The organism is Alcaligenes pakistanensis (assembly GCF_014652815.1).
In the GTDB taxonomy this organism is placed as follows: Bacteria; Pseudomonadota; Gammaproteobacteria; order Burkholderiales; family Burkholderiaceae_B; genus Alcaligenes; species Alcaligenes pakistanensis.
In genome coordinates, this window is sequence record NZ_BMZN01000001.1 from 959342 (window position 1) to 980386 (window position 21045).

The 21045-nt window shown below is 55.9% G+C and carries 18 protein-coding genes; 8 read left to right on the forward strand and 10 right to left on the reverse strand.

What is annotated here, in order from left to right; translation table 11 throughout:
- Positions 1-141: 141 nt before the first annotated feature.
- Complete coding sequence (locus IE156_RS04425; RefSeq protein WP_189391441.1) at positions 142-1053, forward strand: alpha/beta hydrolase; 912 nt, start codon at positions 142-144, stop codon at positions 1051-1053.
- Positions 1054-1103: 50 nt separating this feature from the next.
- Here IE156_RS04425 and IE156_RS04430 read toward each other — a convergent pair whose 3' ends face one another.
- The 8 genes from IE156_RS04430 to IE156_RS04465 form a co-directional block, all read right to left on the reverse strand.
- A complete protein-coding gene (locus tag IE156_RS04430) occupies positions 1104-2786 on the reverse strand; it encodes a DUF4153 domain-containing protein (protein WP_229840977.1) in 1683 nt (560 codons plus the stop codon).
- Positions 2787-3296: 510 nt separating this feature from the next.
- Positions 3297-4451: an iron-containing alcohol dehydrogenase gene (locus IE156_RS04435; RefSeq protein ID WP_189391230.1), complete on the reverse strand. Its 1155-nt coding sequence runs from the start codon at positions 4449-4451 to the stop codon at positions 3297-3299.
- Positions 4452-4462: 11 nt separating this feature from the next.
- Positions 4463-5125 (reverse strand): ABC transporter ATP-binding protein, encoded by a 663-nt coding sequence (locus tag IE156_RS04440; protein ID WP_189391231.1) that lies wholly within the window; start codon positions 5123-5125, stop codon positions 4463-4465.
- Positions 5115-5864, reverse strand: coding sequence for an ABC transporter ATP-binding protein (locus tag IE156_RS04445; RefSeq protein WP_189391232.1), 750 nt, complete (start codon positions 5862-5864; stop codon positions 5115-5117). The genes IE156_RS04440 and IE156_RS04445 overlap by 11 nt, the downstream gene beginning before the upstream one ends.
- Positions 5864-6847 (reverse strand): branched-chain amino acid ABC transporter permease, encoded by a 984-nt coding sequence (locus IE156_RS04450; RefSeq protein WP_189391233.1) that lies wholly within the window; start codon positions 6845-6847, stop codon positions 5864-5866. Before IE156_RS04450 ends, IE156_RS04445 begins: the two co-directional genes overlap by 1 nt.
- Positions 6844-7740 carry a branched-chain amino acid ABC transporter permease gene (locus IE156_RS04455; protein ID WP_035272061.1) on the reverse strand — a complete coding sequence of 299 codons (897 nt, stop codon included), beginning with the start codon at positions 7738-7740 and terminating at the stop codon, positions 6844-6846. The genes IE156_RS04450 and IE156_RS04455 overlap by 4 nt, the downstream gene beginning before the upstream one ends.
- 251 nt (positions 7741-7991) lie before the next feature.
- Complete coding sequence (locus tag IE156_RS04460) at positions 7992-9290, reverse strand: ABC transporter substrate-binding protein (protein WP_189391234.1); 1299 nt, start codon at positions 9288-9290, stop codon at positions 7992-7994.
- 97 nt (positions 9291-9387) lie between these two features.
- Positions 9388-10863 (reverse strand): NAD-dependent succinate-semialdehyde dehydrogenase, encoded by a 1476-nt coding sequence (locus IE156_RS04465; RefSeq protein ID WP_189391235.1) that lies wholly within the window; start codon positions 10861-10863, stop codon positions 9388-9390.
- 235 nt (positions 10864-11098) lie between these two features.
- On the opposite strand from IE156_RS04465, the gene IE156_RS04470 reads away from it, so the two are divergent.
- Entirely contained in the window at positions 11099-11872 is a 774-nt protein-coding gene (locus IE156_RS04470) for an IclR family transcriptional regulator (protein WP_189391236.1), read from the forward strand.
- Between the two features lie 103 nt (positions 11873-11975).
- On the opposite strand, the gene IE156_RS04475 is transcribed toward IE156_RS04470, so the two are convergent.
- Positions 11976-13382 carry an MFS transporter gene (locus IE156_RS04475; RefSeq protein ID WP_229840979.1) on the reverse strand — a complete coding sequence of 469 codons (1407 nt, stop codon included), beginning with the start codon at positions 13380-13382 and terminating at the stop codon, positions 11976-11978.
- A 67-nt stretch (positions 13383-13449) separates the two neighbouring features.
- Here IE156_RS04475 and IE156_RS04480 point away from each other — a divergent pair, with 67 nt between their 5' ends.
- From IE156_RS04480 to IE156_RS04500, 5 genes are all read left to right on the forward strand, one after another.
- A complete protein-coding gene (locus IE156_RS04480) occupies positions 13450-13878 on the forward strand; it encodes a helix-turn-helix domain-containing protein (protein ID WP_189391237.1) in 429 nt (142 codons plus the stop codon).
- Between the two features lie 107 nt (positions 13879-13985).
- On the forward strand, positions 13986-15374 hold the full coding sequence (gene dbpA, locus IE156_RS04485; RefSeq protein WP_189391444.1) for an ATP-dependent RNA helicase DbpA: 1389 nt from the start codon (positions 13986-13988) through the stop codon (positions 15372-15374).
- A gap of 179 nt (positions 15375-15553) precedes the next feature.
- Positions 15554-16171 (forward strand): hypothetical protein, encoded by a 618-nt coding sequence (locus IE156_RS04490; RefSeq protein ID WP_189391238.1) that lies wholly within the window; start codon positions 15554-15556, stop codon positions 16169-16171.
- A 381-nt stretch (positions 16172-16552) separates the two neighbouring features.
- Positions 16553-16735, forward strand: coding sequence for a hypothetical protein (locus tag IE156_RS04495; RefSeq protein ID WP_189391239.1), 183 nt, complete (start codon positions 16553-16555; stop codon positions 16733-16735).
- Positions 16728-18140 carry an amidase gene (locus tag IE156_RS04500; RefSeq protein WP_189391240.1) on the forward strand — a complete coding sequence of 471 codons (1413 nt, stop codon included), beginning with the start codon at positions 16728-16730 and terminating at the stop codon, positions 18138-18140. The genes IE156_RS04495 and IE156_RS04500 overlap by 8 nt, the downstream gene beginning before the upstream one ends.
- Positions 18141-18320: 180 nt before the next feature.
- Here IE156_RS04500 and IE156_RS04505 read toward each other — a convergent pair whose 3' ends face one another.
- Positions 18321-19661 carry an aminotransferase-like domain-containing protein gene (locus IE156_RS04505; protein WP_189391241.1) on the reverse strand — a complete coding sequence of 447 codons (1341 nt, stop codon included), beginning with the start codon at positions 19659-19661 and terminating at the stop codon, positions 18321-18323.
- A gap of 145 nt (positions 19662-19806) precedes the next feature.
- Here IE156_RS04505 and IE156_RS04510 point away from each other — a divergent pair, with 145 nt between their 5' ends.
- Positions 19807-21015, forward strand: a complete 1209-nt coding sequence (locus IE156_RS04510; RefSeq protein ID WP_189391242.1) for an MFS transporter — start codon at positions 19807-19809, stop codon at positions 21013-21015.
- Positions 21016-21045: the final 30 nt, after the last annotated feature.

The following is a 21045-nucleotide window of genomic DNA, read 5'->3' on the forward strand; positions in this document are numbered from 1 at the left end:
GGCCGCTGCTTGCCTGTGCCGATAAACCCTAGGCCGCCTAATGATCTAGATACGATTTGTTTTCCGAGCGTTTGTTTCCTATTCTTCATCAAGCCCTATAATGGGAATCATTCCCGTTTAGACTTCTATGATTTGACCTTGATGAAGACTTCCCTGCCCCGCCTTCTGATCAGTGCCGCCACGCTCTGCCTGGCGTTCACGTTACCCGCCCACGCCCAACAAAGCCAAAGCACCCGGCCCTGGAACGAAACCGTGGGGCCCACCATCGTGGAGCAGCAACAAAGCCTTTATCGTTTTGAAACGCTGGTCATGGCCTCGGAAGACGGCAAGCGGCATTACAAAATACAGATAGGCACCCCAAACCGCCCGGCCCCTGCCCGCGGTTTTCCGGTGATCTATATGGTGGACGGCAATGCCGCCATGGCCAGCATTGATGTGGACGATCTGAAAACCATAGACGCGCTGTCAGCTCCGGTACTAGTGGCCATTGGCTACGACACCGAAGCCCGTCACGATGTGCTCGCCCGCTCCTTCGACTACACACCTCCCGTCACGGAAAACGGCGTCAGCAAAACAGTGGAAGTGCGGGGCCGTTTAGGTGGCGGTGCGGATATTTTTCTGGACTATATAGAAACGCATATCAAGCCCGCCGTAGAAGAACGTGAGCCTATTGATCGTTCGCGCCAAACGCTATGGGGTCACTCTTATGGTGGCCTGTTCACGCTGCACACCCTCTTTACCCATCCGGATCTGTACCAGCGTTACGTCGCGGGCGACCCTTCCCTGTGGTGGCACGACGGCATGTTGGTGAAGACCGCCCAGGCTTTTGATACCGCACTGGCCAAAGACAAGCAAATCGCCATCATGGTAGGTGGGCAACGCAGAAATACATCCATGAACAATGCGGCGACTCAATGGTCAACGCAGGATTATGCGAAACACTTGCAGGATGCAGGCCTGAACGTCAGCTATGAAAACTTTACCGAACTGAACCACGGACAAATGCTGGCCGCGTCGTTAAAACCTGCGCTGCGCATCGCTGCCCAGCCGTGATGTTTCTTATATAAAGACACCAAGGCTGTCAGCCTTATCCGAGCAGCCCATCAAGGGCTCTCCGTCACGCCAAGAATAGCGCCGCCAGGCAGTTTCAAGACATTGAAAGGCGCGGGTTGAATCACCGCCCCGTGCGCATGAATGCCATCAATAACAGTGGCCATTTTTTCCTCGATCAAACCGGGATTAAAGGCGGTAGCGCGCTTCCAGTTGCCATCCTCTGCCATGGCAAACGTCACGCCATTCACCATGGTATCGCTAGCCAGGATGATGGCCTCGTCTCCCGGTACTGAAGGCAGCAAGTCCGCAAATACCAGCAAGCAATCCGGGTGGCCTGCAGGAGTCTTGCTCAGGCAGGATCTGGCCAGATAGGCGATGTCCCACCCCGGGTATTGCTCAATAAAAGGTTTGAGCAAGGGGTGATTGGCCGGTGAGCTGGGCATGGTTTCCAGCAAAATCTGCTTGGCCTGCTCTTCGCTGAACTCCCAGACCTCAGATGTCTGATCCGGGGATGGAGGCCCAGACTCCTCCTCCTCTAACTCTACGTCCAGCAAACCTTGCTCCACCAGAGAGCGCAGCGCCTCTTGTCCCGGCAAGCCCCATCTAAACCTCATTTCCACCTCAGGGAAATCGGCGGCGGCCAGTTCACCTGACTTAAAACGTTCCAACTGCGAGGTAACTGACAAAGACTCGGGAGACAAAATACGAGACAGCCACAGCACCGCCAGGACGATCAAGGCTATCGCCATCCAAATATTGGAGCGACGCACTCGGGCCATCCAATCCTTGGTATGGCAAGCTGCCCAAAAATAATTCAAACCATAAGCCGCAGCGACAAGCGCCCCTGTCATCGCACTGACTCGCGCAGGCGTCCAGCCGTACTGGGCAACGCGTGCCACCACCGCCCACAAAGCCGCCGCCGCCACAACGGGCATGACCATGCCCAGCAAGCGAGCCGAAGCACGCAACAAGGGCGTTGCACTGGCATTGGCGTCTTCATCGGCCACCACGGCAGATACCAAGGTAGACGCCCCCAATACCGCCGCTACACATATCGCCGCCAAGGGCAGGCCTTCACCTGTACGCCAAGGCAGGGCCACAATAAAGACCACCATCACCACCAGCAAGACGGGAGTCAGCAAACGCAGCAGTTTCAGCAAAATAAGCGGCGATAGATAGCCATCCGACTCGGACGATATCGCCAGGCCCGCTCCTACCAAAGCTCCAGACACCACAGCCGCGACAGCCGGTTCCAGCAGAACATCTGCCAGAAAGGTAATGCCCACAAAACTGAGCAATACGTGGCTGGCCATCAACACTCCCCAGGCCAGGCCGCAAAACAGCATCGCCACCGCCCAGGAACACACCATAGACCAGCTGACCTCAAACAGGCGGCGGTAATTACGCCAATCCCGACGACGCTCTACCATCACGGCTATAAAGGGCAGCGTAATGCTCGACAACAAGCTGAGCGCAACCCCCATCTGCGGCGCCAATAAAAAACTGTCTACATCCGCGTATCCGCCTAAGCCCTGCAAGGACAAAACAACGCCGCCCACCGCTAATCCCAACGCTGCTGCCAAGGACTTAGACAAGGGCAAGTGCATCAACAACGACATGGCCGCCACACCAAAGATCCCCATCCCTAACAGCAAGGAGATCCAAATGTGCTCTTGCTGCAGATCTGAGTCCATCAAGCTGATGAACGAACCCCATTCAAGCAGGCCCAGCACCGCGCCGGCCAGACATAACGTCAGAGTCCGCCGATTTTGTATAGAAGAAAGAGGTATCGCAATCATGGTGAATAAAAAGCAGTCGATTCAACAATGACAGCATATGGAAAATCACCATCGCTGACAGCGTCAAGGCACGGAAAAAAACTAGGCTATGCCCTGCAAAACCCAAATAGTTTAGTACGCTCAATGCGCGTCAGACCCGCATTGAGCTGAAGCGTACGGCCCGCTCTTGTAAGCAGACGTTAGGCTCTGGCCGATTCATCTACCGATGCAGCAAGTTCCTCACCACTTCAAACTATCACCATTTCCTATAGCCCTCACTCTGTCAGCATTTACCTTCAAGTCTCAGTCGACTGCTGACAAATCAGCAAACGTTCAAGCAATCATCAACCCTTAAAAATATAATATTTGAGACTTAGAAGCTGAAGGGCTAAAACAAACCCGCAAAAAAAACCTGAGTCGGCACAACACCAGACTCAGGCAAAGGTTTCCGCTGTTAGCGGTTTATCAGAACGCGGCGCTGTAAATCGCGAAAGCGTCTTCTTCGGTCACGTCGCGGGGGTTATTACCCAGCAACCGGGTTTGTTTCATGGCTTCTTGAGCCATATGGCGCAGGTCGCTTTCTTTAATACCCACTTCGCGCAGCTGACGCTCGATGCCGGTATCAATGGCGATCTGTTCCATGAAGTTGATGAAGGCCTCGGTCTTGGACGTGTCATCGCCCTGAATGCCGGGCATCAGTACTTCGGCCAGCTCGGCATACAGCGGCGCAGCAGCCGAGGCGTTGAAACGCAGCACGTGAGGCAGAACCAGCGAGTTCGACAAACCATGTGGCACGTGGAAAATACCGCCGATCGGGTACGCCAATGCGTGCACGGCACCCACAGGAGCGTTCGCAAAAGCCTGACCAGCCAACGTTGCACCCAGCAGGATGTCTTGACGTGCGGCGGCATCCTGGCCGTTACGACAAACATGCACCAGCTTGTTGCCAATCAGGCGCAGGGCTTGCTTGGCCAGGTTGTCCGACAGCGGGTTTTTCAGGATGCGGCTGGTGTAAGCCTCGATGGCGTGCACCATGGCATCGATACCGGTCGCCGCTGTGATACGCGGTGGCAGGCCCAAGGTCAGTTCCGAGTCCAGAATGGCCAGATCCGCGTACAGCTCGGGAGCCACCACGCCAGACTTGGTCGTCTCTCCGGTGGTCACGATAGAAATCGGCGTTACTTCTGAGCCGGTTCCCGCCGTGGTCGGGATCTGCACCAGCGGCAGACGCGAGCCGCGCACCTTATCAATACCGTACATCTCTTGCAGGGGCTGATCCGAAGCCAGCAGGACAGCCAACAATTTGGCTACGTCCATAGACGAGCCACCACCCAGACCCACGACGATTTCTGTCTTGGCCTGGCGGGCGCGTTCGGTCGCCTGCAAAACAATGTGCTCTGGAGGATCGGCAATAACATCGTCAATCACTTCCACGGTCCAGCCATTGGCTTTCAGATCAGCCAGGGCAGGATCCAGCAAGCCGCTTTCGTGCAGGAATCGGTCGGTCACCAGACAAACGCGTTCTTGCGAGAAACGCTTGCGCAGGATTTGACCGAGCCGGGCAGCGGCTCCGCTTTCAACATAAATAGCGGGGGTGGTTCTGAACTCGAATGCCGACATGGGCTTTCTCCTTATGGTATGGCGGGCTGCGGTACTTCGATACGGCCGCGGTCCATCCGGTAGGTGTAATCGATCACATTGCCCGCGTGCTGCAAGTCAGCACCGGACAACAAAGCACTAAAGCCTTCTTTGCTGAGCTCACCCACGACTTCTGCAATACGCTTGGACAGCGCTGGGGCGACACCTTCAAACGGCTCGTCCAGCAACAGCAGCTTGTCGGCAGTCATCAAGGCACGGCCAATCGCGACCAGCTTTTGTTGACCACCCGACAATTGCAAAGCACGGCGTGGACCGAAGACTTTCAATTCAGGAATGATGCGCCAGACACGATCCAGGCGCTCTTCAATATCCTTGGAGTTCAAGGCCCAGGCGGGCAGACGGATGTTCTCCTCCACGCTCAGCTCGGGGATCAGTCTGCGATCCTCGGGAGCAAAGCCCATACCCAGACTGGTGCGACGGTAGGCAGGCATCTTGGCCAGTTCCTGGCCATCAAACATGATCGAGCCATTGTCCACTGCCAGCAAACCCATCACGGTACGCATCAGCGTGGTTTTACCCGCACCGTTACGACCAGCCAGACCCACGATCTGGCCTTGGCGCACTTGCAGGTTCACCTGACGCAGAATACTGGTGGGGCCAATACGTACATCCAGATTTTTGACATCAAGCAACATTGTCGGCCTCTTGTTTATTGCGTCCCACCGGCTCGCCGATGATGTATTCACGGACCTGCTCATGGGCCAGCACGTCATCAGGAGTGCCATTGGCCAAAATGGTGCCGTCGTAAAACGCCAGCACGCGATCGCTGTAGCGGCGCACAATTTCCATATCGTGCTCGACGAACAGAACGGTTACGCCTGCATCACGTACCACCTTCATGACGCGGTCCATGACTTCAAATTTTTCGTCGCTGGCCACGCCGCTAGTGGGCTCGTCCAGCAAGAGCACTTTAGGCTGGGCCACCATCGCCAAAGCGATATCCAGCAACTTGCGAATGCCTTCTGGCAAGGTACCTGCCAGGGATTGTGCAAAAGCGCTAAGGCCAAAGCGTTCCAGAATTTCACCGGCTTGCGACAGCGGCTGACGGGCCACGCCTAGGGCAATTTCCACGTTTTCCAAGGCGTTCAAGGACGTGAACAACTGGGGAATCTGGAAGGAACGAGCGATGCCCAAACGGGTCACTTCCCGGGGCGGCAAACCTGTGATCTCACGGCCGGCAAAAAAGATATTGCCGGAGTCCGGCTTCATATAGCCGGTCAACATGTTCACAAAGGTGGTTTTACCTGCGCCATTGGTACCGATCAGGCCCGTAATGGTTTGCGCATGGATATCAACGGTCATATCGCGCGCAGCGTGGACAGCGCCAAACTGCTTGCACAAACCTTTAGCAGAAATCAAGGGTGACTGACTCATTAGCGGGCCCCTGTCGGTGAAGAAGAATCGGTGGTGGTCGCCGCTGTGTTGCGACGGTTCAAGATACTGATCAAGCCACCGGGTAAGAACACAATCAGGGCCAACATGCTGACACCCATCACGATCTGCCAAGTGTTAGGCGCGTATTGGTAAGCCAAGGTGCGGATCAATTCCAGGCTCAAGGCACCCAGGAAAGGAGCGTACGCATTGCGAGTACCGCCCAGCACAGCAATAAAGATGAACTCGCCAGATGTAGTCCAGAATGCCAGTTCAGGATCAACGTGACCAATGCTCAGCGAGGACAGGGCACCGCCCAGACCGGCCAAAGCGGCAGCCAGCACGTAGCTCAGGTGAATATTGCGGTAAGCCGAGGCACCCAGGTATTCAACACGGATTTCATTGTCTTTGATCGCTGGGCCCAGACGACCAGCGCGGCTGCGCAAGAAGCCTTGCATGGCCCACAGCACAACGCCCACCAGCACCACGGTCAGCACAAACACACCGGGACGCGACAGGGTTTCTGCAAACGCACCCCACATAAACGAGGGAGCGTGCACGTTAAAACCGTCACTGCCGCCCAGGCTGGGGTTACGTACCAGCAGGCCGTACATGATCATGGACAAGGCCAGGCTCAGCATGGCAAAGAAAATGTCGCGGTAGCGAGCCAGCAAGAAACCCAGCACCCAGGCCAGCAAAGCCGCGCAGGCCGCAGCGAACGGCAGCAGGACCAGAGTTTCGCGCCAGTCCAGATAGTTCATGGCCATACCGACACCATAGGCGCCGATGCAGTAGTACAGGCCTTGCCCAAAGGAGGCCAAACCCGAACGCAGCAAGAGCACCACACCCAGGGCAACCAAGCCCTTGGCCAGTGCAACAGTGATCAGAAACTGCCAGGTTGGCAAGCCAAAACCCACAATCAGGGCGGCCACCGTAACAACCAGGGCAATCATGCCCTGCTTAAGCGTAATGTTGGTCTTGTTCATATCTTTCGGGCCTCGGCAGCAGCAAACAATCCTTTAGGACGGACGGCCAACACCAGTGCCATTACCGCGTAGATGGAGAAAAGTTCGATTTCAGGCCAGTAATGCACAGCAAAGGAGCGCACCAGACCCACAATTACCGCGCCAAGCGCGGCACCGGGCAAAGAACCCAGGCCACCGATCACGACCACGGCGAAGGCCATCACAATGACCTCGACACCCATGCCGGGAGCAACAGAGATAGTCGGAGCCGTCAACGCACCACCCAAAGCGGCCAGCGTGGCACCGGCAATAAAAGTCAGTAAGAAGTAACGTTGCACGTTAATACCCATGGCCTGACTGACTTCGCGGTCGTGAATCACAGCAAGCAAAATACGGCCCTGACGCGAATACTTCAGGAACAAGGTCAGGAACAGGCCCGCCAGAATGGCAGCCACAACAATCACAAAGCTGTAGGTGGGGTAGAACAAGTCACCGAATTCAACGTTACCCAATAGGCCGTAAGGCTCGGCGATCACGTAAGGATCAACGCCCCAGACCAGCTTGACGGTATCTTCCAGAATCAGGAAGACCGCATAGGTAATCAGCAAAGAGACAACAGGTTCTTCCTGGTAGAAGAAGCGCAGCAAGCCATATTCAATGACAAGACCCAGCACCAGACCGGCAATCACCGCGGCCAGGATCAGCATCAGATAGCTGCCGTAAGGGCTTTGATCGGTAGAGAGCCACTGCGTCACCATGGTGACGGCGGTATAGGCGCCAATGGTATAGAGGCTGCCGTGGGCCATGTTCAGGATCTTCATCACACCATAGATCAGCGTGAGTCCGACCGCGACCAGAAACAGCCAGGCGGCGTACATGATGCCATCTATTAGGGCAGCAGAAAGAAGAGACATAGTCGGTTTCTGTGGAAATGGAATAAAAATGCCTCCGCACCGCGCCTTTGCTTGGCTTCCTCAAGAAGGAAGCGTTAAACCTAAGGAACGGTCCGGCGGTAAAACATACCCCCGGGCTGCATCTTCGGCTGGCCTCCCAACTAAGAGAGGTGTTTACCGTAGAAGCAGCCCGGCGGTAGAAACGGGCACGTAAAACGTACTGACATGCCCGGCTTTCCAGCGCAGCGTCCTAATCAGGACGCATGCGCAGATCAGTACTTCAAACCGCCTTTGATCCAATCGATAGACTTCACGCCTTCGGGTGGAGTTACTTCTTCAGGTTTGAAGTGACGCAGGTCGGTAAAGCTGATGACGCCATTGTCATTTTTCACCACCCCAAACGTGGTGCCTTGCACAGCCTGGTGACCTTTACCCAAGGACATGCTCACATCGCCCGATGGACTTTCAAAGGTCAGGTGTTCAAAGGCCGTAACAATCTGCTCGGTGGACGGCGCTTTGCCTTCGTTGGCAGCCTGGGCTTTTTCGTAAGCGGCTTTCAGACCCAGCAGCGTTTGCGTCATTTTGTAGGACGGGTAGCTAGGGTCAGCATTGAACTGCTCGCGGTAGCTGGCACGCAACCAACGGTTCAATTCATTGTCTGGCGCAAAGGCAGCGTGGGGGCCACGGGCACCAATCAGCGTCCCGGTTGGGATCTGGTTATTGGCACGGTGAGTCGCCGTTTCGCCAGCCGTCAACACGGTCAAGGTGTTGCGGAACAAACCGCGTGGCAGAGCCTGAACGACAAAGCCTTCCAGATCACCCCCCCAGAAACTGGAGTGGATCACTTCAGGACGGGAGGCCATCAAGGACGAAATCTCAGCGTTGTACTGACCCGCACCCAGCTTGGGCATTTGCGAAGTCTTGGCTTCTACACCAGGTTTGAGGGCTTGCAAGGTGCCTTCAAAGTCATGCCAGGCGTCTTGGCCCCAGGCGTAGTTCTGGTTAATACCGGCGTAGCTCTTCAGTTCAGGGTTGCGCTCCAGCACAAAGCGGGCCGCCGCCACGTTATCCATCGTGGCGTGGGCCACGGGACGGAACACGTATTGGTAGCTGGCATCTTCAAACAGGCGAGGAGTACCGCAATCGAAAATCAGCGTCAGTTTTTTCAGCTCTTCAGCAACAGGGGCCACGGCCAGACAATCGCCCGAGGAGATGTAGCCAACCACGATGTCCACGTTCTGTTGCTGAACCAGGTTGCGGTATTCACTCACCTGCTTGGCGGTACCACCGTTCTCGTCGATAAAGACCAGTTCAATCGGTGCGCCACCTAGACCCTTGGTGTTGTAAGGGGCGGGAAGTTTGCCTTCGTTCAGTTGAGCAGCGGTCAGCTCGGCGGCGTTTTTGGCTGGTACGCCAAAAGGACCGGAGGCAGCGCCGGACAAGAAAGTGACCACACCAATCTTGATGGGTTTGACATCATCCGCGGTGGCTGTCGTGCTGGCCATGATGCCAGCAGTGGCCAGTGTCAGGGCCAAAGTCAATTTACGTGGGGTTGCAGACAGGATAGACATAGCGTCTCCTTATTTAACTTATTGTGGGTTTCTGCTGATGGGGCCCTCTACAGAGAGAGCGGCCCCTTCGCTGCGCTAGGCGCGGGTATGTATCAACTTACAGCTGCTGGCACATGTATTTGATTTCCAGGTACTCGTCGATCCCGTAGCGGGAGCCTTCGCGACCCAGACCGGATTGCTTGACACCCCCAAAAGGAGCCACTTCGTTGGAAATCAAACCGGTATTGACGCCGACCATGCCGTATTCCAGCGCTTCGCCCATGCGCCAGGCACGTGCGTTGTCGCGGGTGAACAGGTAGGCGGCAAGACCATATTCGGTGTCATTGGCCATCGCGATCGCTTCAGCTTCGTCTTTGAAGCGGAACAAAGGCGCCACAGGGCCAAACAATTCTTCACGAGCCACACGCATGGCGGGCGTTGCGTCACCCAGAACGGTGGGCGAGAAGTAAGTGCCGCCCAAGGCGTGAGGTGTGCCACCTTGCAAAACGTTGGCACCGTGCTCGACGGCATCATCAATCAACTCACGCAGGCGGTTGACGGCTTTTTGTTCGATCAGCGGACCTTGTTCCACGCCCTCTTCCATGCCGTTACCCACTTTCAGGGTCGCAACACGTTCGCTCAAGGCCTTGGCAAAGCGATCATAAATACCGTCTTGCACCAGGAAGCGGTTGGCACACACACAAGTCTGGCCGCTGTTGCGGTACTTGGAAGCCATGGCGCCTTCAATAGCGGCGTCCAGGTCAGCATCATCAAACACGATGAACGGGGCATTGCCACCCAGTTCCAGCGACAGGCGCTTGATGGTGGGGGCGCATTGCGCCATCAACAAACGGCCTACTTCGGTGGAACCGGTGAAGGACAGCTTGCGCACGATGGGGCTGGCCGTCAGAACAGCACCGACTACGCGGGACTGGCCTGTAACCAACTGGAATACACCGGCAGGAATACCCACGCGCTCGGCCAGTACGGCCAACGCCACGGCGGTCAGGGGAGTCAGGTCGGCTGGGCGAACAATAATGCTGCAACCGGCTGCCAAAGCAGGAGCCACCTTGCGGGTAATCATGGCGGCGGGGAAGTTCCAGGGAGTAATGGCCGCGCACACACCTACAGGCTGCTTGACCACCACAATGCGTTTGTCCGACTGAGGGTGACCCATCACGTCGCCATACACACGTTTGGCTTCTTCGCTGAACCACTCCACAAAGGAGGCAGCGTACAGCACTTCGCCACGAGCCTCGGCCCAGGGTTTGCCCTGTTCCATGGTCATGATGGTGGCCAGGTCATCCGCATTGGCAACCATGGCATCGAACCAGGCGCGCAACAGCTTGGCACGTTCGTGCCCACTGCGTGCCTTCCACTCGCGCTGGGCCACTTCAGCATCGCTGACGACCGATTCGATTTCTGCTGTGGCCAGGCTGGCGACATTGGCCAGGCACTCGCCCGTAGCGGGATTAAGAACGGCGAAAGTGTTGCCGTCGCCTGCCGAGACCCAACCCTGAGCGGTCCAGGACTGATCTTTAGCCAGGCTGGGATCCTTCAGTTTGCTAATCAATGATGTCGCGATATTGTTCATTATGCTGAACCTGTTTCTCTTATAGTGAACTTGATAGAATTATAGGAGCCGAAAAATCGTGGCGTCAACGAATCGGCTTACGGGTTTACCCGCATACCGTCAGTCACCGTATTTTTTGTTTTGGGGTATTTGAGGGCACAATGTAGCGCTAGCAAATCTCACCCCTGTTCCCGAGTTCAGCCCTGTCCATCCGGGCTTATTGGACTTCCTGTGTGTTGTTATGGAGTTAGTCGTAGTGGAAGAGAAGAAACTGGTTCCGGCTGTAGTACGTGCAGTCACCGTGCTGGACGAATTGGCGGCCTCGCCGGAGCCCCTGTCATTTACGGACCTGGTCAAACGCCTGGGTATGCCCAAAAGTTCCTTGTATGGTCTTTGCACCACCTTGCTGGACCTGCACCTGATCCGTAAGTTGGAAAATGGCAGTTTCACCTTGGGAACACACGTGATGGGCTGGGCAAATGCCTTCCTGTCTCAACTGGATCTGACGCAAGAGTTTTTTGCGGCCTGGGACGATATGCGCGTCCTGCCCGAGGAGACCATTACTCTGTCCATTCTGGATGGTGAAAATGTGGTCTATATCGCCTGCCGCAACGGAACCCGGCCTTTGGGTTTCACCTTCCGTGCCGGGATGCGTTTGCCCGCGGTCTATACCGCTACTGGCAAGGCCATGCTGAGCACCTTGCAAGGGCAGGATCTGGAACAGGCTTTGAACCATTCCTGGCCCGAGCCGCTAACGGCACATGGCCCACGCAACAAAGATGATTTGATGGTGGAATTGAGCGACGTACAGCGACTGGGTTATTCCGTAGACGCCTGTGGCGTGCGTGATGGCATGCACTGTTTTGGAGCAGCGGTATTTGATTCCAATAACCGGGCAGCGGTAGCGGGTGTGGCCGTCAGCTTATTGACTCAGGAAGCCGATGAAGCTGCACAGCGTCGTGCCGGTGAAGCCATGCGCAAGCTGGCCAACCGTTTGTCAGAACGCCTAGGCGCATCGCGTAAAGCCTGATGCAGGGCGCCGGAAAACGGCGCTTTCAGATAATGGGGCAGCCAAGGCTGCCCGGCCATGCCGTTAGACCTGAGCAACAGCATCACTTGATGTCTTTTGCCTGTTAACAAGACGCCGAGGCGCGCTGCGATGACCTGCCCCACCAAGCCAGCACAATCGCCAATACGCAGAGTCCTGCGGCAATCAGGAAGGTAATGGAAAAGGCACGACTAATCGCCTGTGCAGAGCTGTCCGCCACCACCTGATCACCCAATAAAGAGGCAAAGACCAGCGGGAGTAAAGAAGCCCCGGCCATAAAACCCAAATTGCGCGACAGGCCCAGCAAACCCGACAGCAGCCCCTTATGCTCTTCGGCAGCCCGAGCCATGACTGCCGTGTTATTGGCGGCCATAAATAGCTGGAAACCGGGTGTGATCAAAACCAGCGCGATGACGTAGCCTGCCACCCCCATAAAGTGGGGGAAAATGGCAAAGCAGCACAGCCCCATACCCGACTGCAGCAAACCCAACATCAGGGTTCGATGCACTCCAAAACGATCCGTAATACGCCCTGCAGGAACCCCGGACAAGGCAGCCGCCAATGGCCCCATCGCCATCACCATGCCGGTTTCAGCCTCTTTCAAACCCAGCCCAAAAAATAGAAAAAATGGCCCGACCACCAGGGTAGACATCATAATGGCCCCCACCAGCAGATTCATGCTGAGCGAGCTCACCAACGCGCGTTCCCCCAGCAAAGCGACAGGCACCAAAGGGCGAGCCGCCTGCCGCTCGGTTCGGATAAACAGCCACAGCGACACGACACCAGGAATCAGCCACATCCAGGGCTGGATGGCCAGCCCCACCTTGCCGCCAGTGGCTAGTAAAGAGAAGCACAGCAAAGTGATGGATAGCCAGACACTGCCTGCCCAATCCATGCCTTGAGCAGAGTCGCCTGCTGCTTTTACCTTGGGAATACCGCGTAAGGCCAATACCCATAACCCCAACCCAGCCAGGCCCAGCAAGACAAAGGCGGCACGCCAACCCAGAGCACCGATTACCACCCCTCCCAAGGAAGGCCCCAAAGCTGTACCTATGGCAGACATGGCTCCCATCAAGCCCATGACCGTTCCCAGCCGCGCTTTAGGCACCAAACCTTTAGCCATGGACAAGGGCAATGACATCAGAATGGCCGCTGCCAACCCCTGCAGTGCGCGGGCGACAACCAGCCACCCCAGGCCTGGAGCCCCGGCGCACAGTGCCGAGGCCAAGGTGAACAGCGCCAAACCCGTCAACAAGACACGCCTCTGCCCATATAAGTCGCCCAGACGACCCGCTAGAACAATCGTGACTGTCACCGCCAGCAAATACGCCAGCACGACCCACTGCACCTGCTGGACACCCGCTGAAAATACCCGGCTCAGGGCGGGCAAGGCCACCGTGACAATGCTGGTCCCTAAAGAGGCCAGCAAAATAGAACCAGCCAAAGCAAGCAGCAAACCCGTGCTGCCCGTCCATATCATTTGTTTTTTCATGTCTAACTTCTTGTTGTCAGAGGGGTGTTCACCTACTATGCAACTTAAAGTCAACTTGAGGTCAAGCATGAAACTCATTGATATTGCGGTCTTATCCAAAACCAGTGGAGTCAGCACTTCCACGCTGCGCTATTACGAGGAAATTGGCTTGATCCAGTCCCCAGCCCGCAACGGCCTGCGGCGCCAATATAGCGAGGACACCCTGGTACAACTAGCGGTGATCTCCTTAGGCAAAGCGGCAGGGTTCTCGCTGGAAGAAATAGGCAGAATTTTCAATAAAGACACACCTTCCGATCTCCCACGCCCCACTTTGCAACAACGCGCCGATGAAATTGATCGCCAGGTTCGTCGTATGAAGACCCTGAGCCATATGCTGCGTCATGTTGCCCAATGCCAGGCCCCCTCGCACATGGAGTGCGAGCGTTTTCGTAAGCTGCTGCGTGTGGCTTGCCCCGCAATCCCAGCCACCCCCAACGCGGCTCCAGACGCCGAGTAGCAAGCCCCTACAGCGCTAAAAACCACAGCACTGCCCCTGCCCAGTCCAGCGCCCAGCTACAATAGCCATTCTTTCTATTTCAGGCAGTTTTTGTGAGCTCCCCCATCGTGCCCTCTACCTCTTTCAGTACCCTCCCCCTGCTTCCTGCCTTGCTCGAAACCCTGGATAGCCTGGGCTTTGAAAAGATGACGGCCATTCAGGAGCAAAGCCTGCCACTGATTCTGGAAGGCCGCGATCTGATTGCTCAAGCCAAGACCGGCAGCGGCAAGACCGCTGCCTTTGGTCTGGGGCTATTGCAAACGCTGAACCCCGGCAAGCTCGTCCCCCAGGCCCTGGTGATTTGCCCCACTCGCGAACTGGCTGACCAAGTCACCACTGAGCTGCGCCGCCTGGCTCGCCAAATCCCCAATGTGCGCATGCTGACCCTGTGTGGTGGCGTGCCCTCGCGCCCCCAAACTGAAGCCCTGCGCAACGGTGCCCATGTCGTGGTTGGTACTCCTGGGCGTATCCAGGACCATCTGGAGCGTGGCAATCTGGACTTAGCCGCACTGAAAACACTGGTGCTGGACGAAGCCGATCGCATGGTGGATATGGGTTTCCATGACGACATCGTGGCGATTGCGTCGCACTGCCCTCAGCGCCGCCAAACCTTATTGTTCTCAGCCACTTACCCTGAGAACATCCGCAAGCTCAGCGCTCGCTTTTTGAACCGGCCTGCTGAAGTCAAAGTAGAAGCTCAGCACGACTCCAGCCAGATCGAGCAGATCTTTTACGAAGTGCATCCCGAGCAGCGCGTGTCCGCGGTGGTTACGCTGCTGGAGCATTTCCGCCCCGCCTCTACCTTGGTGTTCTGCAACACAAAAATACGTTGTCAGGAAGTGGTGGAAGAACTGCAGTCCGAAGGCATCAAAGCCCTGGCCCTGACCGGCGACCTGGAACAGCGCGATCGCGATGAAACACTGGTGCAGTTTTCCAACCAAAGCTGTGCTGTGCTGGTGGCTACCGATGTCGCCTCTCGTGGCCTGGATATTCAGAACCTGGAAGCCGTCATTAACGCGGACGTCACCAAAGATACGGAAGTCCATATTCACCGTGTCGGCCGCAGTGGTCGTGGTGATCAAAAAGGCTTGGCCTTGAATCTGGTTTCACGCAATGAAATGCACTCGGCCACCGCGATCGAGCAGTACCAAGGCAGCGCCCTGAAGTGGGGTAACTTGAAAACATTGCGTGCCCAATCCAAAGAACCGCTGCTAGCCCCCATGATGACGCTAGAGATTCAGGGCGGTAAAAAGGACAAGCTGCGCCCGGGCGATCTGCTCGGTGCCCTGACCCGCGATGTAGGCCTGAAAGGCGATCAGGTCGGCAAGATTGCCATTACTGACGCCCGCTCCTACGTGGCACTGGATCGCCGGATTGCCCGCCAATACTTTGACCGTATTGCCAGCACCAATATCAAAGGCCGTCTCTTTCGGATGCGCTTTGTGGAAGACAAATAAAGCCACAGCAACCGGTACATAGGCAGCCATCAGAACGGTCCACCGCATGGCCGTTCTGATGTGCTGACTGGATACAATGGTCGCCCCTCCTTGGCAGTGTTTTTTCTACAGGGCAAGCTTTGCTTTTCCCTGCGGCTAACTAAACAACAAGATGCCAGGCTCCGAACGGACAAAAAAAGATGGATACAGTCATACTTCTTCTGATCGCCGCCATTGCTCTGCACCTTGTGCGGGCACGGTATCAGCGCGGGCGCATTATCCTTTTAGGCCGCCACTTGAGCAGCTTCCAGCTGGAGCGCCATATGGAAACGCTGACCAACGGCTATACCCGCGCCATTGGAGAGCAGGACTCGGCGCGTCAATTGCAAGTGCTGGAAATGTTTTCCCAGACTGAACACGCCGTAGCCACCCAAATCCAGTCGCTGGCGGATCTGCTGCAAAAAGAACCTGCGGAGCAAACTCGTGTCGGCATGCTGCCTATTTGCGTGCCCTATGCCGAGCGTTTTCTACCTGCCATGACACGCGACTTTCGCCAGCTCTTGCAGATTCATGCCGTCGGGCTACGTCATGTGGTGGACAATCCCGAGCAGTTGGACCTTAAAAGCCGGGCTTATCATTTGTCCGCCGAGCTGTATCTGTTTCAGCACAGCTGCCACTGGTTCTGCAAATCCCGCACAGTGGCCGATGCTCGTTTGCTGGCACGCCACAAAGTCACGCATCAGAAAGTGCTGGAGTCCGTATCTGCCCAGACCCGCAACGCCTATTTACGCTGGCAACAGAAACCTGAACAACAATAAAAAGCGGAGCCAACAGGCTCCGCTTTTTTATTCCTTTCCCTCAGGTGTGCACTATCACGGGCATGCGAAAAGCAGATTCTCAGCGTTGCCCCCAGACTGCAGCATAGTACCCTGGGAGAAAGTGCGCTACACCCGCTTAGGGATAGGAAAAGCCGCCTGGCTCGAACCGACAGCCGCTGGAAAACCCTAGTATTTTTCCCGGAACAGATTTTGTAGATTAAATAAGCAGACATCCTCGTCTGCCAAAACAGATGCATGCGCTGCCAAAGTTGCCAGCGACATGCAGGCAATAAAGCCTCATTCCCTTTCACAAAGGGGTGGGGCTTTTTTTGTGCGCGTCGTTTGTGCATGCCTGTTTTGACCACCACAAGGAGAAGACAAATGACGGTAAGTGTGAAAGACGCCTTGGCCGCAAAAGGGATACATCCCAGCCCCCAGCATCTGGAGAAACTGGAGGCCAAATGGCGCGCGATCCAGGCCATGAAAGGCAATCTGGATGGCATCGCCCTTGACGATGCAGACGTAGCAATCAAACACCTGGCCGGAGGCGACCACCATGAATAAAGAATTGCTTGAACTGAGCGTCATTGATCTGGCAGAAAAATTGCGCAGCAAAGCCGTCTCCCCGGTCGAAGTCACCGACAACCTGTTGAGCTACATCGAGCAGTCCAACAAACAGACCAACGCCTATATTTCGATTACGGCCGAAGGGGCCCGAAAGAGCGCCAAACAAGCCGAGCAAGACATCATGGGCGGGAAGTACAAAGGCGTCTTTCACGGCGTGCCCCTGGCACTGAAAGACAATATTTACTTTGCGAACGAGGTCACCACCATGGCCTCCAAGATTCACAAAGACTTTGTCTCCAAAGACGATGCTACCGTGGCCACCAAGCTGCGCGATGCCGGGGTGATCTTCACCGGCAAGCTGAACATGCACGAATACGCCTGGGGCATCGACAATAACAACCCGCACTTTGGTGCCGTCCACAACCCCTGGAATGCCGACCGTGTGCCCGGTGGCTCCAGCGGTGGATCAGGTGCCGCCGTGGCCTCCCACAGCTCCTACAACACCCTGGGTACTGATACCGCCGGTTCCATCCGTATCCCATCGGCCGCTTGCGGTATCGTCGGCCTGAAACCCACCCACGGCCGCGTCAGCAAATTCGGCGTCTACCCCCTGGCCTGGACGCTGGACCACGTCGGCCCCATGTCCAAGACCGTGGCAGATGCTGCCGCCATGCTGGAAGTGATTGCTGGTTTTGACCCCCGCGACCCCACCTGCGCCAACGTGCCCGTCGGCTCCTACCTGAGCGCTCTGAACGGCAACGTCAAAGGACTGCGCATCGGCATCATCGAAGACTACTTCTTCAAAAACGTGGACTCAGGTATTGAAAAAGTCATCCGCGACCGCCTGACCGACCTGGAAAAACAAGGCGCCACCATCGTTCCCCTGAAAGTGCCCGCACTGCGCCACTCCGAATGGGCCGAACTGGCGGTCAGCCTGACCGAAGCCGCGACCATCCACCACCAGGACCTGATCAAACGCCCCGACGACTTTGGTGGCGACATCCGCTTCCTGTTTGAACTGGGCGAACTGTTCAGCGGTATCGACTACCTGCAAGCCCAGCAAGTTCGCCGTGCCCTGAAGCAGCAATTCACCGCTACCTTCAAAGACGTAGACGTCATCATCGCCCCCACCCTGCCTTGCCAGGTTCCAAACATCGGCACCGATACTGTCAACATCAACGGCAAAACCCTGGACTTCATCGACGAAGGCATCCGCTTTACCGGCCCAAGCAACCTGACCGGTCTGCCGGCCGTCACGGTGCCCGCCGGTATCTCCGACGGCATGCCCGTAGGCCTGCAAATCATCGGCCCCGCCTTTGAGGAAGCCCGCATCCTGAACGTGGCTTACGCCGTGGAAAACATGAAACCACTGGCAGGACACCAACCCGTTCTGAAACCTTAAGCACTACCCGGCCTCTCCTGTATTGCATAGGCAGGTGGGGCCGGTTCACTACGTTAAATCACAAGCCAACGGTCTAGATCTAAGCATCTTGACCCATATGCCTATGTCTCATACGGCGAGAGGGTCACCACATGTTCAGAAGATCAGTCCCTTGACCTCGTCCTTACCATTCAAAAGCATTCATCTTTGTAGGTCCAGACAAGCAAACACTCTTTCAGTCAAATGCGCCACATTCAAGCGCGTCCTACACCTGAAATCTGCATCAACGGCAAACGCATCCCCAGGCATTAACAGCACCCCCTGTTGCTCCAGCCGCGCGATATAGGCTGACAGATCCGGCAAATCAGGATGCCCCACCCATAAAAACATTCCCCCCTGTGCCTGCACATCAAACACCCAGCCATACTGCGCCAATACCTTCTGAGCAATGTGCTGATGCGCCATCAACTGACGCTGAATTGCCTGCGTATGCTTGGCATAGGTTCCATCGGCCAAAATCGTATTCACAAAGCGCTCACAGAACCCCGGTACAGCCACACTGGTAAGCAGTTTCAAGCGCAGCAAAGGCTCCAGCAACTGCGGCCCGCAAACCAAATACCCGATCCGCAAAGAAGCAGACAAGGACTTGGAGAAACTGCCTATATAAACAACATGCCCAAAGTCATCCAAAGCAGCAAAAGTCTGCCGCACGCCAGGAAAGAAATCTCCGTAAACATCATCCTCAACAATCAGAAAATCATGCTCCACCGCGCGCTTGAGCACAGCAAATGCGACCTTGGCGCTTAAGCCCCCGCCTGTCGGATTATGAAAGGTGCTATTGCAGAAAAAGGCCCGTATTTTATGCGTCTGCAAAATCTGATCCAGGGCTGCTACATCCGGCCCGTCCGCCAAGCGCGGCACCCCAATCGGCACGCCGCCACATAAACGAATCAGCTGGATCAGATTGCTGCTGCAAGGCTCATCCACAAGCACAGCGTCGCCCTGGCTAATCCAGGTCCGGGAAATCAAATCCAGCGCCTCGGTAGCGCCCAACGTCGTCAAAATCTGCTGCGGAGAAACCTCGATCGACGTAGTTTGACGCAACAAGATGGACAGCTGCTTACGCAAGGGCAGGTAGCCTTGAATATCTCCATATTCCACCAGCCCACTACGCCCCGAACGCGCTGTCTTGCGTATTGCTTTGGCTAAAGCATCAGTATCGCGCCAAGGCAAAGGCAGCCAACCGCAGCCCAACTTACATTGCTCCGGCTTGGCCTGCAGCAATTTGAGCAAGGGGTCCAAAGGCGCTTCCGAAGACAAGATAGGGAGCTGCTCCTTTAAAGCGCTCCAGCGAGCCACAAAATAGCCACGTCCTTGATGAGCTTCCAACATCCCTTCACCCACCAGACGGGTGTACACGCTGACGACCGTGTGGTGGCTTAACCCCTCTTGGCTCATCATCTTGCGCACCGAGGGCAATTGCTGCCCCACTACCCAATCGCCTTTGAGAATGCCTGCCTTCAGATGCTCATAAAAATCCATGCCCGCGACCCTCTCTGACTGTTAGAAGAAATTTACTAACAGTTTTCAGAATAGTACCGCCACTGTTCGAGACGGCAGCTTTTTATAGAGACAAAATCACAAACTTCCAAGATGAGCCCTCCCACACCTCTCCAACTCTCGCGCCATGACAGCCATTCGACTTCCCTTCAGAACTTACCTCTATTTTCTGGCCCAATCCATCAACCTGACAACGGCCGTCATGTCCGTCACCATGGCGGCAATAGTAGGCAGCAGCCTGGCCCCAGAGCCCTGGCAGTCGACCGTGCCCTACGGTTTTCAGTTCTTGTTTGTGATGCTCTTCACCTTGCCCGCCTCCAGAGTCATGGCAGCCATAGGCCGGAAAAAGTCTTTTCTGCTGGCCACCCTGCCCCTGGCTGCCTCCGGCGTGGTCGGCTACGGTGCAATCGAGATGAAGCAGTTCTCCTTGCTGGTGGCCTCACATGCCTTGTTAGGGATGTATATCGCCTTTGCCAACTTCAACCGTTTTGCGGCAAGCGACGGCTTGAGCGCTACGTTAAAGCCACGTGCCATTTCTCTGGTCGTTGCAGGAGGCGTAATTGCAGCCTTGCTCGGCCCCTTGCTGATTCGCAACCTGAAAACCAGCAGCTTTGCACAGGATTTTGCTGCCTGCTATGCAGCCTTCACGGTGCTGGCTATCGTCACGCTGATACTGAATCTGTTCATCAAGGATGTGAAACCGTCCGGTAGCCCAAGCGTTAAACGGTCCAGCCGCGGACAAGTCTTGAAACTAGTGCTACACGACAAAACGTTGGTGATCGTGATCGGTATTGCTGCAATTGGCTATGGCATCATGAATCTGCTGATGATCCAGGCGTCCATGCACCTGTCTCACCTCCATGTTCACTTTTCCGACATCAGCACTGCCATTCAATGGCACGTGCTGGCCATGTTCGCACCCTCATTTTTCACCGGCATACTGATCCAGAAGTTTGGCCTGAAAGCCGTTGCCATCAGCGGCATTCTGCTGCTCTTGCTAAGCTGCGGCATTAATATCGTCGCCCAGGGCTACACCGCCTTGAGCATCTCTTTATTGATTCTGGGCCTAGGCTGGAACTTCACCTATATAGGCGGCAGCGCCTTGTTGACCAGTAAACTGGAAGGCAAATCTTGCTTTCTGGAAGTGCAGGGTTTGAATGATCTGGCCGTGTCCGTTCTTGCCACACTGGGTGCTTTCGCTCCGGCCTTCCTCCTCAGTCTCATGGGCTGGAGCGGCACCAATATTTTGTCCGGCCTGATCTGCCTGCTGCTCTTGGGCTCGTCGCTGGTCTTTCTCAAATCGCCGCAACTCCCTCCTCAGGAACAGCAATCATAAACAGACGAGTCTGGCAAAAGACAGACCAAG